At 72.3% G+C, this 14791-nt stretch carries 14 protein-coding genes; 8 read left to right on the top strand and 6 right to left on the bottom strand.

The features are described from left to right. The first annotated feature begins 58 nt into the window (after positions 1-58). Positions 59-1630 carry a glycosyltransferase family 87 protein gene (locus OU787_RS16030; RefSeq protein ID WP_369794877.1) on the top strand — a complete coding sequence of 524 codons (1572 nt, stop codon included), beginning with the start codon at positions 59-61 and terminating at the stop codon, positions 1628-1630. Between the two features lie 90 nt (positions 1631-1720). Here OU787_RS16030 and OU787_RS16025 read toward each other — a convergent pair whose 3' ends face one another. The 3 genes from OU787_RS16025 to OU787_RS16015 form a co-directional block, all read right to left on the bottom strand. Then, positions 1721-2752, bottom strand: coding sequence for an alanine racemase (locus tag OU787_RS16025; protein WP_268659738.1), 1032 nt, complete (start codon positions 2750-2752; stop codon positions 1721-1723). 94 nt (positions 2753-2846) lie between these two features. Beyond that, on the bottom strand, positions 2847-3965 hold the full coding sequence (locus OU787_RS16020) for a lipid II:glycine glycyltransferase FemX (RefSeq protein WP_030457609.1): 1119 nt from the start codon (positions 3963-3965) through the stop codon (positions 2847-2849). Between the two features lie 189 nt (positions 3966-4154). Next, entirely contained in the window at positions 4155-4475 is a 321-nt protein-coding gene (locus tag OU787_RS16015) for a hypothetical protein (RefSeq protein WP_030457608.1), read from the bottom strand. 237 nt (positions 4476-4712) lie between these two features. Between OU787_RS16015 and rpsF the strand changes: the two genes are divergently transcribed. From rpsF to rplI, 4 genes are all read left to right on the top strand, one after another. After that, positions 4713-5003 (top strand): 30S ribosomal protein S6, encoded by a 291-nt coding sequence (gene rpsF, locus OU787_RS16010; RefSeq protein ID WP_030457607.1) that lies wholly within the window; start codon positions 4713-4715, stop codon positions 5001-5003. Positions 5004-5104: 101 nt separating this feature from the next. Continuing rightward, on the top strand, positions 5105-5698 hold the full coding sequence (locus OU787_RS16005) for a single-stranded DNA-binding protein (RefSeq protein ID WP_268659737.1): 594 nt from the start codon (positions 5105-5107) through the stop codon (positions 5696-5698). Positions 5699-5766: 68 nt separating this feature from the next. Next, positions 5767-6003, top strand: a complete 237-nt coding sequence (gene rpsR / locus OU787_RS16000) for a 30S ribosomal protein S18 (protein ID WP_030457605.1) — start codon at positions 5767-5769, stop codon at positions 6001-6003. A 17-nt stretch (positions 6004-6020) separates the two neighbouring features. Further along, entirely contained in the window at positions 6021-6467 is a 447-nt protein-coding gene (rplI, locus tag OU787_RS15995; protein WP_030457604.1) for a 50S ribosomal protein L9, read from the top strand. Between the two features lie 73 nt (positions 6468-6540). On the opposite strand, the gene OU787_RS15990 is transcribed toward rplI, so the two are convergent. Then, positions 6541-7893 carry an MATE family efflux transporter gene (locus tag OU787_RS15990; protein ID WP_268659736.1) on the bottom strand — a complete coding sequence of 451 codons (1353 nt, stop codon included), beginning with the start codon at positions 7891-7893 and terminating at the stop codon, positions 6541-6543. Positions 7894-8413: 520 nt separating this feature from the next. Here OU787_RS15990 and dnaB point away from each other — a divergent pair. Both dnaB and OU787_RS15980 read left to right on the top strand, forming a co-directional pair. Further along, entirely contained in the window at positions 8414-9955 is a 1542-nt protein-coding gene (gene dnaB / locus OU787_RS15985; RefSeq protein ID WP_030457602.1) for a replicative DNA helicase, read from the top strand. Between the two features lie 156 nt (positions 9956-10111). Then, positions 10112-11527, top strand: a complete 1416-nt coding sequence (locus tag OU787_RS15980) for an acyltransferase family protein (RefSeq protein ID WP_327059454.1) — start codon at positions 10112-10114, stop codon at positions 11525-11527. Between the two features lie 27 nt (positions 11528-11554). Here OU787_RS15980 and OU787_RS15975 read toward each other — a convergent pair whose 3' ends face one another. Then, positions 11555-12766, bottom strand: coding sequence for a GNAT family N-acetyltransferase (locus OU787_RS15975; RefSeq protein ID WP_268661874.1), 1212 nt, complete (start codon positions 12764-12766; stop codon positions 11555-11557). Positions 12767-12870: 104 nt separating this feature from the next. Here OU787_RS15975 and OU787_RS15970 point away from each other — a divergent pair, with 104 nt between their 5' ends. After that, on the top strand, positions 12871-13422 hold the full coding sequence (locus OU787_RS15970) for an HD domain-containing protein (RefSeq protein ID WP_268659735.1): 552 nt from the start codon (positions 12871-12873) through the stop codon (positions 13420-13422). On the opposite strand, the gene manA is transcribed toward OU787_RS15970, so the two are convergent. Next, positions 13419-14630, bottom strand: a complete 1212-nt coding sequence (gene manA, locus OU787_RS15965) for a mannose-6-phosphate isomerase, class I (protein ID WP_268661873.1) — start codon at positions 14628-14630, stop codon at positions 13419-13421. The two genes, OU787_RS15970 and manA, sit on opposite strands and share 4 nt — an antisense overlap. Positions 14631-14791 lie beyond the last annotated feature (161 nt).

The raw sequence follows: 14791 nt of genomic DNA, 5'->3' as shown, positions 1-14791 counted from the left end.
CACGGATCGCGAGGGCGATCCCGTGCCCCTCTTCGATTGCGCACAGCGGTGCGGCAGTATGTCGGCCATGACCTCCAGCCTTCGTGACGAGACCTCGCCGCCCGGCCCCGCGCCGGCCGACGGTCCGCTGCCCAACACCGTGGTGGTGCCCGCGGACGAGGACCCGGTCGCGGAGGCCGGCAGCGAGTTGTTCGGCGGTCCGCCGGGGCGGCGGGCGCTGCTGGGGGTGTCCTGGTGGACGCCGGCCAAGTTCCTCGCGCTGGCCGTGATCGCGGTCTACGTGCTGGGCCTGTTCCAGAAGGCGCCGTGCTACAACGACGGCTGGTTCCACGGCGCCACCACCCAGTACACGAAGGCCTGTTACAGCGACATCCCGCACCTGTTCTCCGGGCGCGGCTTCGCCGACGGGCTGCACCCGTACCTGGACCGGATCCCGCAGGGCTCGCCGGACATGCAGTACCTGGAGTACCCGGTGCTGACCGGTCTGTTCATGCAGATCGCGGCCTGGTTGACCACCCACAGCGGCGACCTGATGAGCCGTGAGCAGTGGTTCTGGATGGTCAACGCGGGCATGCTGATGATCTGCGCCGTGGTCGCGGTGGTCGCCACCTCCCGCGCCCAGCGCCGCCGCCCGTGGGACGCGCTGCTGTTCGCGCTGGCCCCGGCCCTGGCGCTGAACGCCACCATCAACTGGGACCTGCTGGCGGTGGCCCTGGCCGCCGTGGCGATGGCCTACTGGTCGGGCTCCCGGCCGGTCTGGGCGGGCGTCTTCATCGGTCTGGCGACCGCCGCCAAGCTCTACCCGGTGCTGCTGCTCGGCCCGCTGCTGGTGCTCTGCCTGCGGGCCGGCAAGTGGAAGGAGTTCGGCCAGGCGTTCGGCGGCGCGGTCGGTGCCTGGCTGGTGGTCAACCTGCCTATCATGCTGGCCAACTGGAAGGGCTGGCTGACCTTCTACAGCTTCAGCCAGACCCGCAAGGAGGACTACGGCTCGTTCTGGCTGATCCTCATGCAGGGCCTGCGCAACGGCAAGAACCTGGAGACCCTGAACACCTGGATCGCGGTCCTGCTGGTGCTCAGCTGCCTGGCGGTCGGCTGGCTGGCGATCAGCGCCCCGCGCCGCCCGCGCTTCGCCCAGCTGGCCTTCCTGGTGGTGGCGGCGTTCATCCTGACCAACAAGGTCTACTCGCCGCAGTACGTGCTCTGGCTGATCCCGCTGGCCGTGCTGGCCCGGCCGCGCTGGCGCGACTTCCTGATCTGGCAGGCCTGCGAGGTGCTGTACTTCCTCGGCGTCTGGTCGTTCCTGGCCTACAACGGGGACGGCAAGCACCACGGCATCGACCAGGAGTGGTACCACTTCGCCATCGCCCTGCACCTGGTCGGCACCCTGTACCTCTGCTACATGGTGGTCCGCGACATCCTCTACCCGGACCGCGACCCGGTCCGCTGGGACGGCAGCGACGACCCGTCGGGCGGCGTGCTGGACGGCGCCCCGGACCGCTTCGTGCTCGGCTCGGCCCGCGGCCTGCGCGAGGCGGAGACGTACGCCGAGTACGCGCCGCAGGGGGACTGGCTGAGCAAGGAGCCGGAGCCCGTGGTCGAGCTCGGCGCCGAGCCGCAGCCCGGCAGGTAGCCGGGGGCGCTCCGGCCCCGGACGCACCGAAGCCCTGTCCGCCGTCACGGCGGGCAGGGCTTCTCCGTTCGCCGGGCCCCGGGCGGGGCCTCAGCGCTCGACCACCCGGTCGAAGTGGGTGGTGGTGTGCCGGACGGTCAGGGCCAGTTCGTCGCCGATCGCGGGCGGCTTGAGCTCGCCGGGCAGGAACAGGATCGACACCTGCATGTGCGGCGGCTCGGCGAACCACAGCTGCTTGCTCTGCCAGGAGTACGGCGACAGCGTCCGGTTGACGGTGGCCAGGCCGGCCCGGGCCAGGCCCTTGGCCCGGGGCAGCACCCCGTGCACGTACTTGGGCGCCTCCAGGCCGACGCCGTGCGCGGTGCCGCCGGTGGCCACCAGCAGGTGGCCGTCGGAGGGGGCCTTGTGCTGCCGGTAGCCGTAGCGCTCGCCGCGGGAGACCGGGGTGACGTCCAGGACGGTGGCGCGGGAGGAGAGCGCCTCCACCTCGCCGAGCCACAGCCGGGTGCCGATCCGGGAGCGGAACCCGGTGTCCGGGTGTCGTTCGGCCAGCCGCAGCCCGTCCTTGGCGGACAGGTGGCTGAGGTAGACGGTGTCGGTGGGGAGCCCGGCCTCGTCGATCGCCCGGACCAGGCCGGACACCTCGTCCACCGGGTCGGAGCCGTCCGGCCGGTCCAGCGGCAGGTGCAGCGCGAAGCCCTCCACCGCCAGGTGCCGCACCGGCAGCCGGGACAGCTCGCCGACCGCGACGCCGTGCCGCCGCATCGAGGTCATGCACTCGACGACCACCCTGGTCCCCTCGGGCAGCGCGGCCAGCGCCTCGGTGTGCGCGACGGTGCGCACCACCCGCCCGGCGGGCAGCTCGACCGCGGGCTCGCCGGAGCGGTGGGGGGTGAGCACCAGCAGGTCGCCGGGGAAGTCGCCGGCCACCGCCGCCGCCTCGTCCGCGGTGCCCACCGCCAGCATCGGGACGCCCAGCCGGGCGGCCTCGGCGGCCAGCCGGGCGTTGCCGAAGCCGTACCCGTTGCCCTTGGCGACCGGGACCAGCCCGCCGAACTCGGCCAGCAGGCCGCGCTGGTGCGCCCGCCAGCGGTCGGTGTCCACGTACATCGTCAAGGTCATCGCGTTCTCCCCGTGGTGTTCTTCAGGTGGCGCCGTGGCGGGCGGCGGCGCGGTGCCGGGCGGCGCACCGGCGGGTGGCGCACCGGCGGGTGGTTCACCGGCGCGACATGTAGAGGTCGAGCGCCTTGTGCAGGAGCTTGTTGAGCGGGTAGTCCCACTCGCCGAGGTACTCCGCGGCCTGGCCGCCGGTGCCGACCTTGAACTGGATCAGCCCGAACAGGTGGTCCTCCTCGTCCAGGGTGTCGCTGATCCCGCGCAGGTCGTAGACGCTCGCGCCGAGCGCGTAGGAGTCTCGGATCATCCGCCACTGGATCGCGTTGGACGGCTTGACCTCGCGCTTGTGGTTGGCCGAGGCGCCGTAGGAGTACCAGACGTGCTCGCCGACCACCAGCATCGTGGTGGCGGCCAGCGGCTCGCCCTCGTGGTAGGCGAGGTAGAGCCGCATCCGGTTCGGGTCCTCGGCGGTGAGGGACGTCCACATCCGCTGGAAGTAGGAGAGCGGCCGGGGGGTGAAGTGGTCGCGCTCGGCGGTGACCACGTACAGCTTGTGGAAGACCGCGAGGTCCTCGTAGCCGCCCTGGACCACCTCGACGCCGCTCTTCTCGGCCTTCTTGATGTTGCGCCGCCACAGCTGGTTGAAGCCGCGCTGCACGTCGTCCAGCGAGCGGCCGCCCAGCGGCACCTGGAACACGTACCGGGGCTGGACGTCGCCGAAGCCGGCGCCGCCGTCCTCGCCCTGCAGCCAGCCGGACCGGCGCAGCCGCTCGGCGGTCTCCAGGGCGCGGGGCTCGGTGAAGTCGGGTTCGAGGTCGCGCAGCCGCTTGGCCTGCCGGCCGGCGATCGCCTCCTTGATGGTGGGCGCCTCCCAGCGGCGCACCACCACCGGCGGGCCCATCTTCACCGAGAACGCGCCCTGCGACTTCAGGTGCGCCAGCATCGGCTTGAGCCAGCGGTCGAGGTCCTGGTCGAACCAGTCGATCACCGGGCCCTCCGGCAGGTACGCCAGGTACCGCTTCACCTTGGGCAGCTGGCGGTAGAGCACCAGCCCGGCGCCGACCAGCTCGCCGGCCTGGTCGAACCAGCCCAGGCTCTCCGCGCGCCACTCCGCCTTCACGTCGGCCCAGGAGGGCACCTGCATGTGGCTGGCCGAGGTCCGGCTCTGCACGAAAGCCAGGTGTTCCTCACGCGTGATCGTCCGCAGCCGCAGGCTCATGCTCGGTGCTCCTCCTCGTCGGATCCATCCATGGTGACCCTATCGCCCGAATGGTCCGATTCGACCGGGAACCGATCCGACATGGTGATGCCCCCCCGTTCGCACCCGCTGGTACAGGTACTACGCCGGGAGGGCACCTGGGGTTGCGCACCGGGCGGCGGGTTCATCCCGCCCCGCGCCCGGGTGCCGTCACCACACGCCCCCGAACAGGCCGCCGTGCGCCACTCCGAGGAAGAGGCCGAACGCGGCCGCGCCGGTGCCGATGACGACGGCGAAGCGCTCGGCGGTGGTCACCGAGAAGAACAGGCCCACCAGCCCCGTGAGCACGCCGAACAGGCCGGTCCACGAGGTCAGGAGGTGCAGGTTGTGGAAGAACGAGGTGACGAAGGCGATCGCGCCGAGCAGGACGGTCACGCCGACCAGGGCGTTCTCCCGCGGGTGCGGGTGTCCGTCGGTGTTGAGGGTGAACTGCGGCCGGCGGTGCTGCGGCCTGGGTGCGGCCTGTGCCATGGGGACCCACCTCCTGGGGGGAGGGAACGTTCGTTCTGTCCAGGTTGCGACCGTTGTGACCGAAGTGACAACCCCGGGAGCCAACTGTTTTGTCCGCCGGTCGGCTGACCCGGTAGGCTGGCACCTCTGCACTGGTGTAGAGGCGTGCTCGCATGCCCGGAAGACCAGTGCTGACGCGCACAACCCTCCTGCCACGGAAACGCCGTGGCCGTTGAGTCCAAAGGAGGTGGGTTACACATGCGTCACTACGAGGTGATGGTCATCCTCGACCCCTCGGTCGAGGAGCGCGCTGTCTCCCCCCTGATCGAGAGCTTCCTCAACGTCGTCCGCACCAGCGGCGGCAAGGTTGAGAAGGTCGACACCTGGGGCCGTCGTCGCCTGGCGTACGAGATCAACAAGCAGTCCGAGGGCATCTACTCGGTCATCGACCTCAAGGCCACGCCCGAGGTCGTCAAGGAGCTCGACCGCCAGTTCAGCCTGAGCGAGTCGGTTCTGCGGACCAAGGTCCTGCGCCCGGACACCCACTGAGCCCACTTCCGGCGTCCGCGCCGGAGGGCTCGCGTCCGGTGTTCCACGTGGAACACCGCTGACGAGCACCGCAGAACTTCTTTCCGAGAGGTCATCACCACATGGCAGGCGAGACCGTCATCACCCTCGTCGGCAACCTCGTCGACGACCCCGAGCTGCGCTTCACCCCGTCGGGTGCCGCGGTGGCCAAGTTCCGTATCGCGTCCACCCCGCGCACCTTCGACCGCCAGACCAACGAGTGGAAGGACGGCGAGAGCCTCTTCCTCACGTGCAACGTCTGGCGTCAGCCGGCGGAGAACGTGGCCGAGTCGCTGCAGCGCGGCATGCGCGTGATCGTGCAGGGCCGACTGCGCCAGCGGTCTTACGAGACCAAGGAAGGCGAGAAGCGGACGGTCTTCGAGGTCGAGGTCGATGAGGTCGGCCCGAGCCTGCGCTCGGCGACCGCCAAGGTCACCCGCGCCAACCGCTCCGGCGGTCCCGGCGGCGGCGGTGGCTTCGGTGGCGGCCAGCAGGGTGGCGGCGGCTACGGCGGCGGCAACCAGGGTGGCGGCAACTGGGGTGGAAACTCCGGCGGCGGCAACCAGGGCCCGTCCGACGACCCGTGGGCGTCCAGCGCCCCCTCGTCCGGCAACCAGGGTGGCGGCAGCTGGGGTGGGAACTCCGGCGGCGGCTACTCGGAAGAGCCCCCGTTCTAAGCGGTGCTTGGCCGGGCCCCCCGCGAGCCCGGAAACGCTGACAGATCTCGTACTCAACGGAGCACACAATGGCGAAGCCGCCTGCTCGCAAGCCGAAGAAGAAGGTTTGCGTCTTCTGCAAGGACAAGGCCACTTACGTGGACTACAAGGACACGAACCTGCTGCGGAAGTTCATTTCCGACCGCGGCAAGATCCGTGCCCGCCGGGTCACCGGCAACTGCACCCAGCACCAGCGTGACGTCGCCACGGCCGTGAAGAACAGCCGTGAGATGGCGCTGCTGCCCTACACCTCCACCACGCGCTAAGAGAGGGTGACCGAACAATGAAGATCATCCTCACTCACGAGGTCCCCGGCCTCGGCAGCGCCGGCGAGGTCGTCGAGGTCAAGGACGGCTACGCCCGCAACTTCCTGGTCCCGCGCGGCTTCGCCATCCGCTGGACCAAGGGCGGTCAGAAGGACGTCGACGCCATCCGTCGCGCCCGGAAGATCCACGCCATCCAGACCCTCGAGGCCGCCAACGAGGTCAAGGCCAAGCTCGAGGGCCTGCAGGTCAAGCTGGCCGTCCGCTCCGGCGACGCCGGCCGCCTGTTCGGCTCGGTGACCCAGGCCGACGTCGTGGAGGCCATCAAGGCCGCCAGCGGCCCGGCCGTGGACAAGCGCGCCGTCGCGATCGCCTCGCCGATCAAGACCGTGGGCACCCACAAGGTCTCGGTGAAGCTGCACTCCGACGTCCAGGCCAACCTCGACGTCAACGTCGTCGCCGCCTGAGCGCAGCAGTAACGCAGTCCGGAGGGCCGGACCCCGTCACGGGGTCCGGCCCTCCGGCCGTTCTCCCGGCCGCTCAGGCGCGGACGGCGCCGGTGACCATCCAGTGGCCGGTGCGCACCCGGCCGACCAGGAACGCGGCCCGGCTCAGCATGAACAGGTTCATCGCCCACCACAGCCCGGCCAGCCCCAGGCCCAGCGCGGGCACCGCCAGCGCGGCCGGGACGAACAGCAGCAGGGTGGCCAGCATCGCCCACGCCAGGTAGCGGCCGTCGCCCGCGCCCATCAGCACGCCGTCCAGCACGAACACCAGCCCGCCCACCGGCTGGGTCAGCGCGGCGAGCAGCAGCGCGGTGGACAACTGGTGCTGGACGGCCGGGTCGGAGCTGAACAGCGGGACGTACAGCGGCCGGCCGAGCACCATCAGCAGCCCGAACAGCACGCCCGCGCCCAGGCCCCACTCGACCATCCGCCGGGTCGCCGCCCGGGTGCCCGGCAGGTCGCCGGCGCCCAGGTAGCGGCCGATGATGGCCTGCCCGGCGATCGCCACCGCGTCCAGCGCGAAGGCCACGAAGGACCAGACGGTCATGGTGATCTGATGGGCCGCCACCTCGGCGTCGCCCAGGTGCGCGGCCACCGCGGTGGCCAGCAGCAGCACCGCGCGCAGGCTCAGGGTGCGCACCAGCAGCGGGCCGCCGGCCCGGGCCGAGGCGCGGATCCCGGCGGCGTCCGGCCGCAGCGTCGCGCCCTCCCGGCGGGCGCCGCGGACCACCACCGCGACGTACACCGCGGCCATCGCGTTCTGCGCGATCACGGTGCCCCAGGCGGAGCCGGCCACGCCGAGGCCGGCGCCGTAGACCAGGCCGAGGTTGAGCAGCAGGTTGGCGGCGAACCCGCCGATCGCCACCAGCAGCGGGGTGCGGGTGTCCTGGAAGCCGCGCAGCACGCCGGTGGCGGCCAGCACCAGCAGCATCGCGGGCACCCCGAACGCGCTGATCCGCAGGTAGGTGACCGCGTACGGCTCGGCGGTGGCGGAGGCGCCGAGCAGCCGGGCGGCCTGCGGGGCGAGCAGCAGGGTGAGCGCCACCAGGCCGGCCGAGAGCAGCAGCGCCAGCCAGATCCCGTCGATGCCCTGCTGGACGGCGGCCCGCCGGTCGCCGGCCCCGATCCGGCGGGCCACCGCGGCGGTGGTGGCGTACGCGAGGAAGGCGAACACGCCGACCACGGTGGTGAGCGCGGCGGAGGCGACGCCCAGGCCGGCGAGCTGGGCGGTGCCGAGGTGGCCGACGATCGCCGAGTCGGCCATCAGGAACAGCGGTTCGGCGACCAGGGCGCCGAAGGCCGGGAGGGCCAGGGCGAGGATCTCCCGGTCGTGGCGGCGGCGTTCGGCGGCGGGCGGTCTGGCGGCGGGTGGTCCGGGGGCGGGCATGGGCTCAGCCTACTCATCCACAGGTAATGGCTATAGGTGTCCTGTGCCACTTACTGGTGCTGTGGACGGAGAGTGTGTCGAACACCTCTTCGGTGGCGGTCCTGGTCGTGTGAAGAATTTCTCATGCACAGGCTAAACGGGGAGTAGTCCCAGGTCAGCGAGTTGACATTGGGGCGATTGGATGGTTATCCACAGGGTTGTGCACAGCTTTGGCGGAGTTCTCCACAGGCTGGGGACGGTTATCCACATGCCCTGTGGATAACCTTCCCGGCCCGTCGGCCCCGCCCACCGCCCCGCCGGCCCGGTCCGGCGGCCGCTCAGCACCGACCCGCGCGGGGCGGGCCCTGTCGGATCGGTACCGTAAGAAGGACAGGCGCCGAAGTCGGTACGTCACCGGACAGGCCCGCTCCCACTCGCACCGCTCGCTGAACGGGGAACACGCGTGACCGGCCCCCAGTACGACGACCAGGACGCCCCGCCGCCGGAGGACGACTGGCAGCCGTCCGACGACGCCTTCCCGCTGGACTCCTTCCCCGACGTGCCGGGCGACCGCCTGCCGGTCTCCCGCCGGGCGAACACCCCGGCGGGCCGCGAGGGTTCGGGCTCCGGCAGCGGCGGCGGCGGTGGCTTCCAGCGGCGGGACGGCGGCAAGGGCGGCGACCGCTTCCCCGGCAAGGGCGAGCGCCGCGACCGGGACGGCGAGCGCGAGCCGGGCTTCGGCGGCGGCGAGGGCTTCGAGCGCGTCCCCCCGCAGGACCTGGCGGCCGAACAGTCCGTGCTCGGCGGCATGCTGCTCTCCAAGGACGCCATCGCGGACGTCGTCGAGGTGCTCAAGCCCGCCGACTACTACCGCCCCGCCCACGAGCTGATCCACGGCGCGATCCTCGACCTCTACGCCCGCGGCGAGCCCGCCGACCCGATCACCGTGGCGGGCGAGCTCACCAAGCGCGGCGAGCTCGCCCGCGTCGGCGGCCCCTCCTACCTGCACACCCTGGTCAACTCCGTCCCCACCGCGGCCAACGCCGAGTACTACGCCGAGATCGTCCACGAGCGCGCCGTGCTGCGCCGCCTGGTCGAGGCCGGCACCCGGATCGCCGGCATGGGCTACGCCGCCGAGGGCGACGTCGACGACATCGTCAACGCCGCCCAGGCCGAGATCTACGCCGTCACCGAGCAGCGCACCAACGAGGACTACGCCCCGCTCGCCGACATCATGGAGGGCGCCCTCGACGAGATCGAGGCGATCGGCTCCCGCTCCGGCCAGATGTCCGGCGTCCCCACCGGCTTCGCCGACTTCGACCAGCTCACCAACGGCCTGCACCCCGGCCAGATGATCGTCATCGCGGCCCGCCCGGCGATGGGAAAGTCCACGCTCGCGCTGGACTTCGCGCGGGCCTGCTCGATCCACAACAACCTGCCGAGCGTGATCTTCTCGCTCGAAATGGGCCGCAACGAGATCGCCATGCGCCTGCTGTCCGCGGAGGCCCGGGTGGCCCTGCACCACATGCGGTCGGGGAACATGACGGACGACGACTGGACCCGGGTGGCCCGGCGGATGCCCGAGGTGAGCGCGGCGCCGCTGTACATCGACGACTCGCCGAACCTGTCGATGATGGAGATCCGGGCCAAGTGCCGGCGGCTCAAGCAGCGCAACGACCTGCGGCTGGTGGTCATCGACTACCTGCAGCTGATGCAGTCCGGCGGCTCGCGGCGGGCCGAGAGCCGCCAGCAGGAGGTCTCCGACATGTCCCGCAACCTCAAGCTGCTGGCGAAGGAGCTGGAGGTCCCGGTGATCGCGCTCTCCCAGCTGAACCGAGGCCCCGAGCAGCGCACCGACAAGAAGCCGATGGTCTCCGACCTGCGCGAGTCCGGCTCGATCGAGCAGGACGCCGACATGGTGATCCTGCTGCACCGCGAGGACGCCTACGAGAAGGAGTCCCCGCGGGCCGGCGAGGCCGACCTGATCGTCGCCAAGCACCGCAACGGCCCCACCGCGACCATCACCGTCGCCTTCCAGGGCCACTACTCGCGCTTCGTCGACATGACCAGGGACGTGACCTGACCCGTAGGTGCGCGCATCTCGCTGCACAGTCCCAGGGCCGACTGCACATCGGTACCCGACCGACGGCCCGCAGGTCGGGGACGGAAAACGCATTCGTACCCCGACCGGGGACGGGTGCTTCGTATGGGTTAGTCTCCGGCGAATGACGACCAAGGGATTGCTGACTCGCTGGGGGCCCGGCGGGCGGGGCGGGCAGAGCGCGCCGCCGCACCGGGGAGCTGGCTGGGCTGGCTGGACGCGCTGCGGGGGATAGCCGCGCTGGCCGTGGCGGCCCACCACTTCGAGATCATGCGACTGGTCCCCTTCGGCGGCACCATAGCCGCCCACTTCGACCTCGGCTTCTACGGGGTCATCGCCTTCTTCATCGTCAGCGGGTACATCATCCCGGCCTCGCTGGAGCGCCGCGGTGACGTCCGGGCCTTCTGGATCGGCCGGATCTACCCGGCGCTGATCGTGAGCATGCTGCTCGCCGAGTTCGTCCTGCCACGTGCCTACCAGGTGCTCACCTTCGACGGCTACGGGCACGACAAGCTCTGGCTGGCGGGCAACGGCCTGATGCTGTCGGACATGCTCGGCGTGGTGAACGCGCTCGGCATCTCCTGGACGCTCACCTACGAGATGCTCTTCTACTTCTTCGTCAGCAGCCTCTTCACGGTCGCCTGGCACCGGCGCAGCTCGATGGTCTCCGTCCTGGCGGGCGGCATCGCGCTCGTCCTGGGCGTCACGATCCCGTCGTACAGCTTCACCTACAGCCTGCCCCAGCTCCAGCACATGGTGGCTGCCGCCGTGTTCATCGTGATCGCGGGTCTGTTCTGCATGCTCAGCGGCAACGCGGCGCTGGCCCGGATCGGCGGCCTGCTGCTGGGCGGGTTCGGTCTGCTGCTGGTGTTCAGCAACGGCCGGACGCCCGCGTACGAAACCTTCACCATCCTGGCGACGATGTTCGCGGGAACGGTGATCTACCGCGCGCAGCACGGGCAGATCGAGCGGATCGAGGCCTGGCTGACCATCGGGTTCGTGGCGGTGGCAGGCGCCATGGTCGGCTGGATGTACAACCGGGGGAAGATGGCCGGGGCGACCTCGACCTTCACCTGGCAGGCCTGGTCCTACGCCTATCTGGCGGCGTGGGCGTCGTTCGGGCTGTTCTTCCTGCTGCGCAACCGGCGGCTGCCACGGGTGATGACCTGGCTGGGCGCGGTGAGCTTCTCGGTGTACCTGCTGCACTGGCCGGTGAAGCGGTTCCTGCTGTGGCAGCTCGGCTGGGACAGCAATTACTACTACTACAAGCTGGCCGCGATGCCGTTCGCCGAGCGCTGGACGTGGGTGGCCGGGTACGTGGCGGCACTGCTGCTGGCCTCCTGGGCGATGTACCGGCTGGTGGAGATGCCGTTCCAGAACCTGGGTCGGAAGTTGACCAAGGCGATGAACCGCCGCTGGCCCCCGCAGTCGCTGGAGCGGCCCGCGCCGGTCCTGCCGACTCCCGCGGTCACGGTGGCCCCGGCCGCTGCCGCGGCGGCCGAGCCGGCGCTGACCGGCTCGGCCCCGGGCGGCCGGGGGACGCGGACGGATTGAGCGCCGCCCCTTCCCGGGGCGGGGTGCTCAGAACCAGTGCAGGCAGTGCGGGGCGCGCTCGGCGCGGAACAGGGCGTCGGCGCGGGCGGCCGCGTCGGGGTGGTGGAGGCGGAGGTGGCCGGCCCGGGCCAGGGTGCTGGGGGCGGTGCCGCCGAGCAGGATCGAGCCGAGGTCGCTGACGTCGAGCGAGAGGTCGGGTTCGCGGTCGGTGGGCACGCACGCGGCCTCGCCGCCGCGGACGGTCAGCAGGTGGCGGTGGTGCTCGCCGAGGAACGGGTCGTCGACGTCCAGGACGAGTTCCCCGTCGGCGCTCCAGCCGCGGGAGGTGAGCGCGCCGGGGACGTCCAGCACCCGGGCCCAGAGCCAGTCGGTGTACTTCTCGGGCTGGCCGGCGCTGTGGTCGGCGAGCAGCCAGGGCAGCGGGTGGTCCGGCGGGACGTGCCGGAACACCACCCGCTGGACCAGGTCGTGGCCGAGCAGGTAGCGGGCGAGCGCGGTGTACGCGGCGTCGGTGACGGCGACGGTCTCGTCGACCCGCAGCGTGCGGTCGTCGTCGACGTGGTAGCTGGCGTAGCCGTCGGGCCGGCCGGCGGCGTCCCGGTGCAGGGCGACGTAGCGGGGCTTGGGGGCGATCGGGGGCTGGCCGGCGCCGCGCTCCCACCAGCGGTGCGGGCGGGAGACCGAGCCGGGGCGCAGCCGCCGGTACTCGTCGTAGACCCGCTCCAGCAGCTCCACCGCCCTGTCGCGGTGCAGCAGTTCGACCGTCCCCGGGTCGGCGTCCCCGGCCCGGAGCGGGGCGAGCGCGGCGCGATGCCGGGGCACGGCGTAGTTCTGGGTGGAGGTGGCGGGCCCGTAGCCGAAGCGGCGGTAGATCACCGACTCGGAGGCGAGCAGCACCGCCAGCACCTCGCCGCGCCCGCGCAGTTCGGCGAGCTGGCGGCGCATCAGCGCGGTGAGCACGCCCCGCCGCCGGTGCGAGGGCAGCACGCCGACGGCCGTCACCCCGGAGACCGGGACGATCCGCCCGCCGGGCAGGGTGAGTTCGAAGGTGTACGCCCCGGCGGTGCCGACCGGCCGGCCGTCCGCGTCGTGGGCGAGCAGGCCGCGCTCCGGCTCGAAGGCCGACCACCAGACGCCGGTGCCGCCCTCGCCGGGCGGGTCGACGAACATCCCGAACGCGGCGTGCATGGTCTCGACGAACAGGTCGAGGTCCTGCTCGGTGGTGGGCCGGATGTCGATCAATGCCGCCGCCTTCCGCGGTCGCGGTCGCCTGTCCGGTTCAGTGCAGCCGTCTCGCCGGTGCACGGTCAAGCGATTAACCGGGTCGGGTAGGGTCGCCCGCCATGGACGAGGACCTGGAACTGCTCCCGCTGCCGGACGAGGCGGTCGCGCTGCTGACCGGGGCGGGGGCGCCGCCCCGGCTGGTGGCGTACCTGCGGCTGGTGCACGACGTGGCGGCGCGGCTGGCGGACTGGACGGCGGAGCGCTGCCCGGAGCTGGCGGTGGACCGGCCGGCGGTGCTGTTCGGGGCGGCCACCCACGACATCGGCAAGGCGGTGCACCGCTCCGAGCTGTCCGGCCCGGGCTCGGCGCACGAGCCGGCCGGCCGGGAGCTGCTGCTGGCGGCGGGGGTGGCCCCGGAGCTGGCCCGGTTCGCGGCCGGGCACGCCGACTGGGGTCCGTCCTCCACCGCCGAGGACCTGCTGGTCGCGCTGGCCGACAAGGTGTGGAAGGACAAGCGCGTCCCGGAGCTGGAGGACCTGCTGGTCGAGGCCCTGGCCCGGGCGGGCGGCGGCGAGCGCTGGGCCTGGTTCCTGGCCCTGGACGAACTGCTCACCGCCCTCGGCGCGGACGCCGGCCCGCGCCTGGCCTACCAGGCGCGCCACCCGCTCTAGCTGCGCCGGCCGCTCCGACCGAGCGTGACGGTGCTGCGGAAGACGGTCGCGCCGGGGCCGGTGAGCAGGGTCGGGGTGCCGTCGGCCGGCAGGAAGGCGGACTCGCCGTGCCGCAGCGTCAACTCCTGGCCGCCCGAGGCGAGGTGGGCCGTTCCGGCGGTGCAGAGCAGGATCTGCGGGGCGTCGCCGGGCAGGGTGGCGGGGCGGTCGGTGAGCTCGTAGCGGGAGAGCCGGAACTCGTCGATCGGCACCGGGTAGTGCCGCTCGCCGTCCGGGCCGGGTTCGGGGCGCAGCACCTCCGGGCGGCCGGCCCGGAAGTCGACCACCTTCAGCAGCTCGGGGACGTCCACGTGCTTGGGGGTGAAGCCGCAGCGCAGCACGTTGTCGGAGTTGGACATGATCTCGACGCCGGTGCCGCGCAGGTAGGCGTGCGGGAGCCCGGCGCCGAGGTAGAGCGCCTCGCCGGGCTGCAGCCGGACGTGGTTGAGCAGCAGCGCGGCGACCAGCCCGGGGTCGCCGGGGTGCTCGGCGGCGGCGAAGGCGTACCCGGCGAGCTCGCCGGTCGGGTCGGCCGGGGCGGCGGCGGTGACCGCGCGGGCGACGGCGGCCACCGTCTCGCGGCCCGCGTCGTCGGTCAGCCCCAGGGCCGCGGCGAGCGCTCCGCCGAGCGCCTCCGGTTCGGGCTTGGTGTGCAGCAGGTCGATCAGCGGCTCCAGCCCGGGGACGTCGAGCGAGGCCATCAGGGCGGCCGCTCCGGCGGGGGTGCGGAAGCCGCACAGGCCCTCGAACTCGCTGAGCGCGCAGATCAGTTCGGGCTTGTGGTTGTCGTCCTTGTAGTTGCGCTGCGGGGCGTCCAGCGGGATGCCCCGGGCCTCCTCGTCGGCGTACCCGGCCCGGGCCTGCGCCCTGGTCGGGTGGGCCTGGATGGAGAGCGGCAGGGCGGCGGCGAGCACCTTGGCCAGGAACGGCAGCGTCGGCCCGAACCGTTCGACGGACGCGGCGCCCAGCTCGCCGACCGGGTCGGCGGCGATCAGCCGGTCCAGCGGGACCGGGCCGCCACCGCGGTCGGCCCGGGACGGCGCCCCGGGGTGGGCGCCCATCCACAGCTCGGCCTGGGGGGTACCGGTGGCGGGCCGTCCGAGCAGCTCGGGGATGGCGGTGGTCGAACCCCAGGCGTAGTCGCGGACGGTGTTGTCGAGCCGGTCCATCAGGTACTCCCGGGGTGGTGTGTGCACGAGGTGCCCGGCGGTGCGGGGACCCACGACAATAGTCGACGCCCGTGGCGGGCCGGGGGGTTGCGGTGATCACCCTCCTGGGCGCTCCCACCCGGCGGCGCTGGGGCCTTCCGGCCAGGCTGGACGGGACGGGC

The organism is Kitasatospora sp. YST-16, from assembly GCF_026802215.1.
Lineage (GTDB): Bacteria > Actinomycetota > Actinomycetes > Streptomycetales > Streptomycetaceae > Kitasatospora > Kitasatospora cineracea.
This window is presented reverse-complemented; position numbering and strand designations above follow the sequence as displayed.

Bases quoted from the DNA above. Each gene is read 5' to 3' on its own strand.
- OU787_RS16030 (WP_369794877.1), top strand. From the start codon at position 59: ATGTCGGCCATGACCTCCAGCCTTCGTGACGAGACCTCGCCGCCCGGC.
- OU787_RS16025 (WP_268659738.1), bottom strand. From the start codon at position 2,752: ATGACCTTGACGATGTACGTGGACACCGACCGCTGGCGGGCGCACCAG.
- OU787_RS16020 (WP_030457609.1), bottom strand. From the start codon at position 3,965: ATGAGCCTGCGGCTGCGGACGATCACGCGTGAGGAACACCTGGCTTTC.
- OU787_RS16015 (WP_030457608.1), bottom strand. From the start codon at position 4,475: ATGGCACAGGCCGCACCCAGGCCGCAGCACCGCCGGCCGCAGTTCACC.
- rpsF (WP_030457607.1), top strand. From the start codon at position 4,713: ATGCGTCACTACGAGGTGATGGTCATCCTCGACCCCTCGGTCGAGGAG.
- OU787_RS16005 (WP_268659737.1), top strand. From the start codon at position 5,105: ATGGCAGGCGAGACCGTCATCACCCTCGTCGGCAACCTCGTCGACGAC.
- rpsR (WP_030457605.1), top strand. From the start codon at position 5,767: ATGGCGAAGCCGCCTGCTCGCAAGCCGAAGAAGAAGGTTTGCGTCTTC.
- rplI (WP_030457604.1), top strand. From the start codon at position 6,021: ATGAAGATCATCCTCACTCACGAGGTCCCCGGCCTCGGCAGCGCCGGC.
- OU787_RS15990 (WP_268659736.1), bottom strand. From the start codon at position 7,893: ATGCCCGCCCCCGGACCACCCGCCGCCAGACCGCCCGCCGCCGAACGC.
- OU787_RS15970 (WP_268659735.1), top strand. From the start codon at position 12,871: ATGGACGAGGACCTGGAACTGCTCCCGCTGCCGGACGAGGCGGTCGCG.
- manA (WP_268661873.1), bottom strand. From the start codon at position 14,630: ATGGACCGGCTCGACAACACCGTCCGCGACTACGCCTGGGGTTCGACC.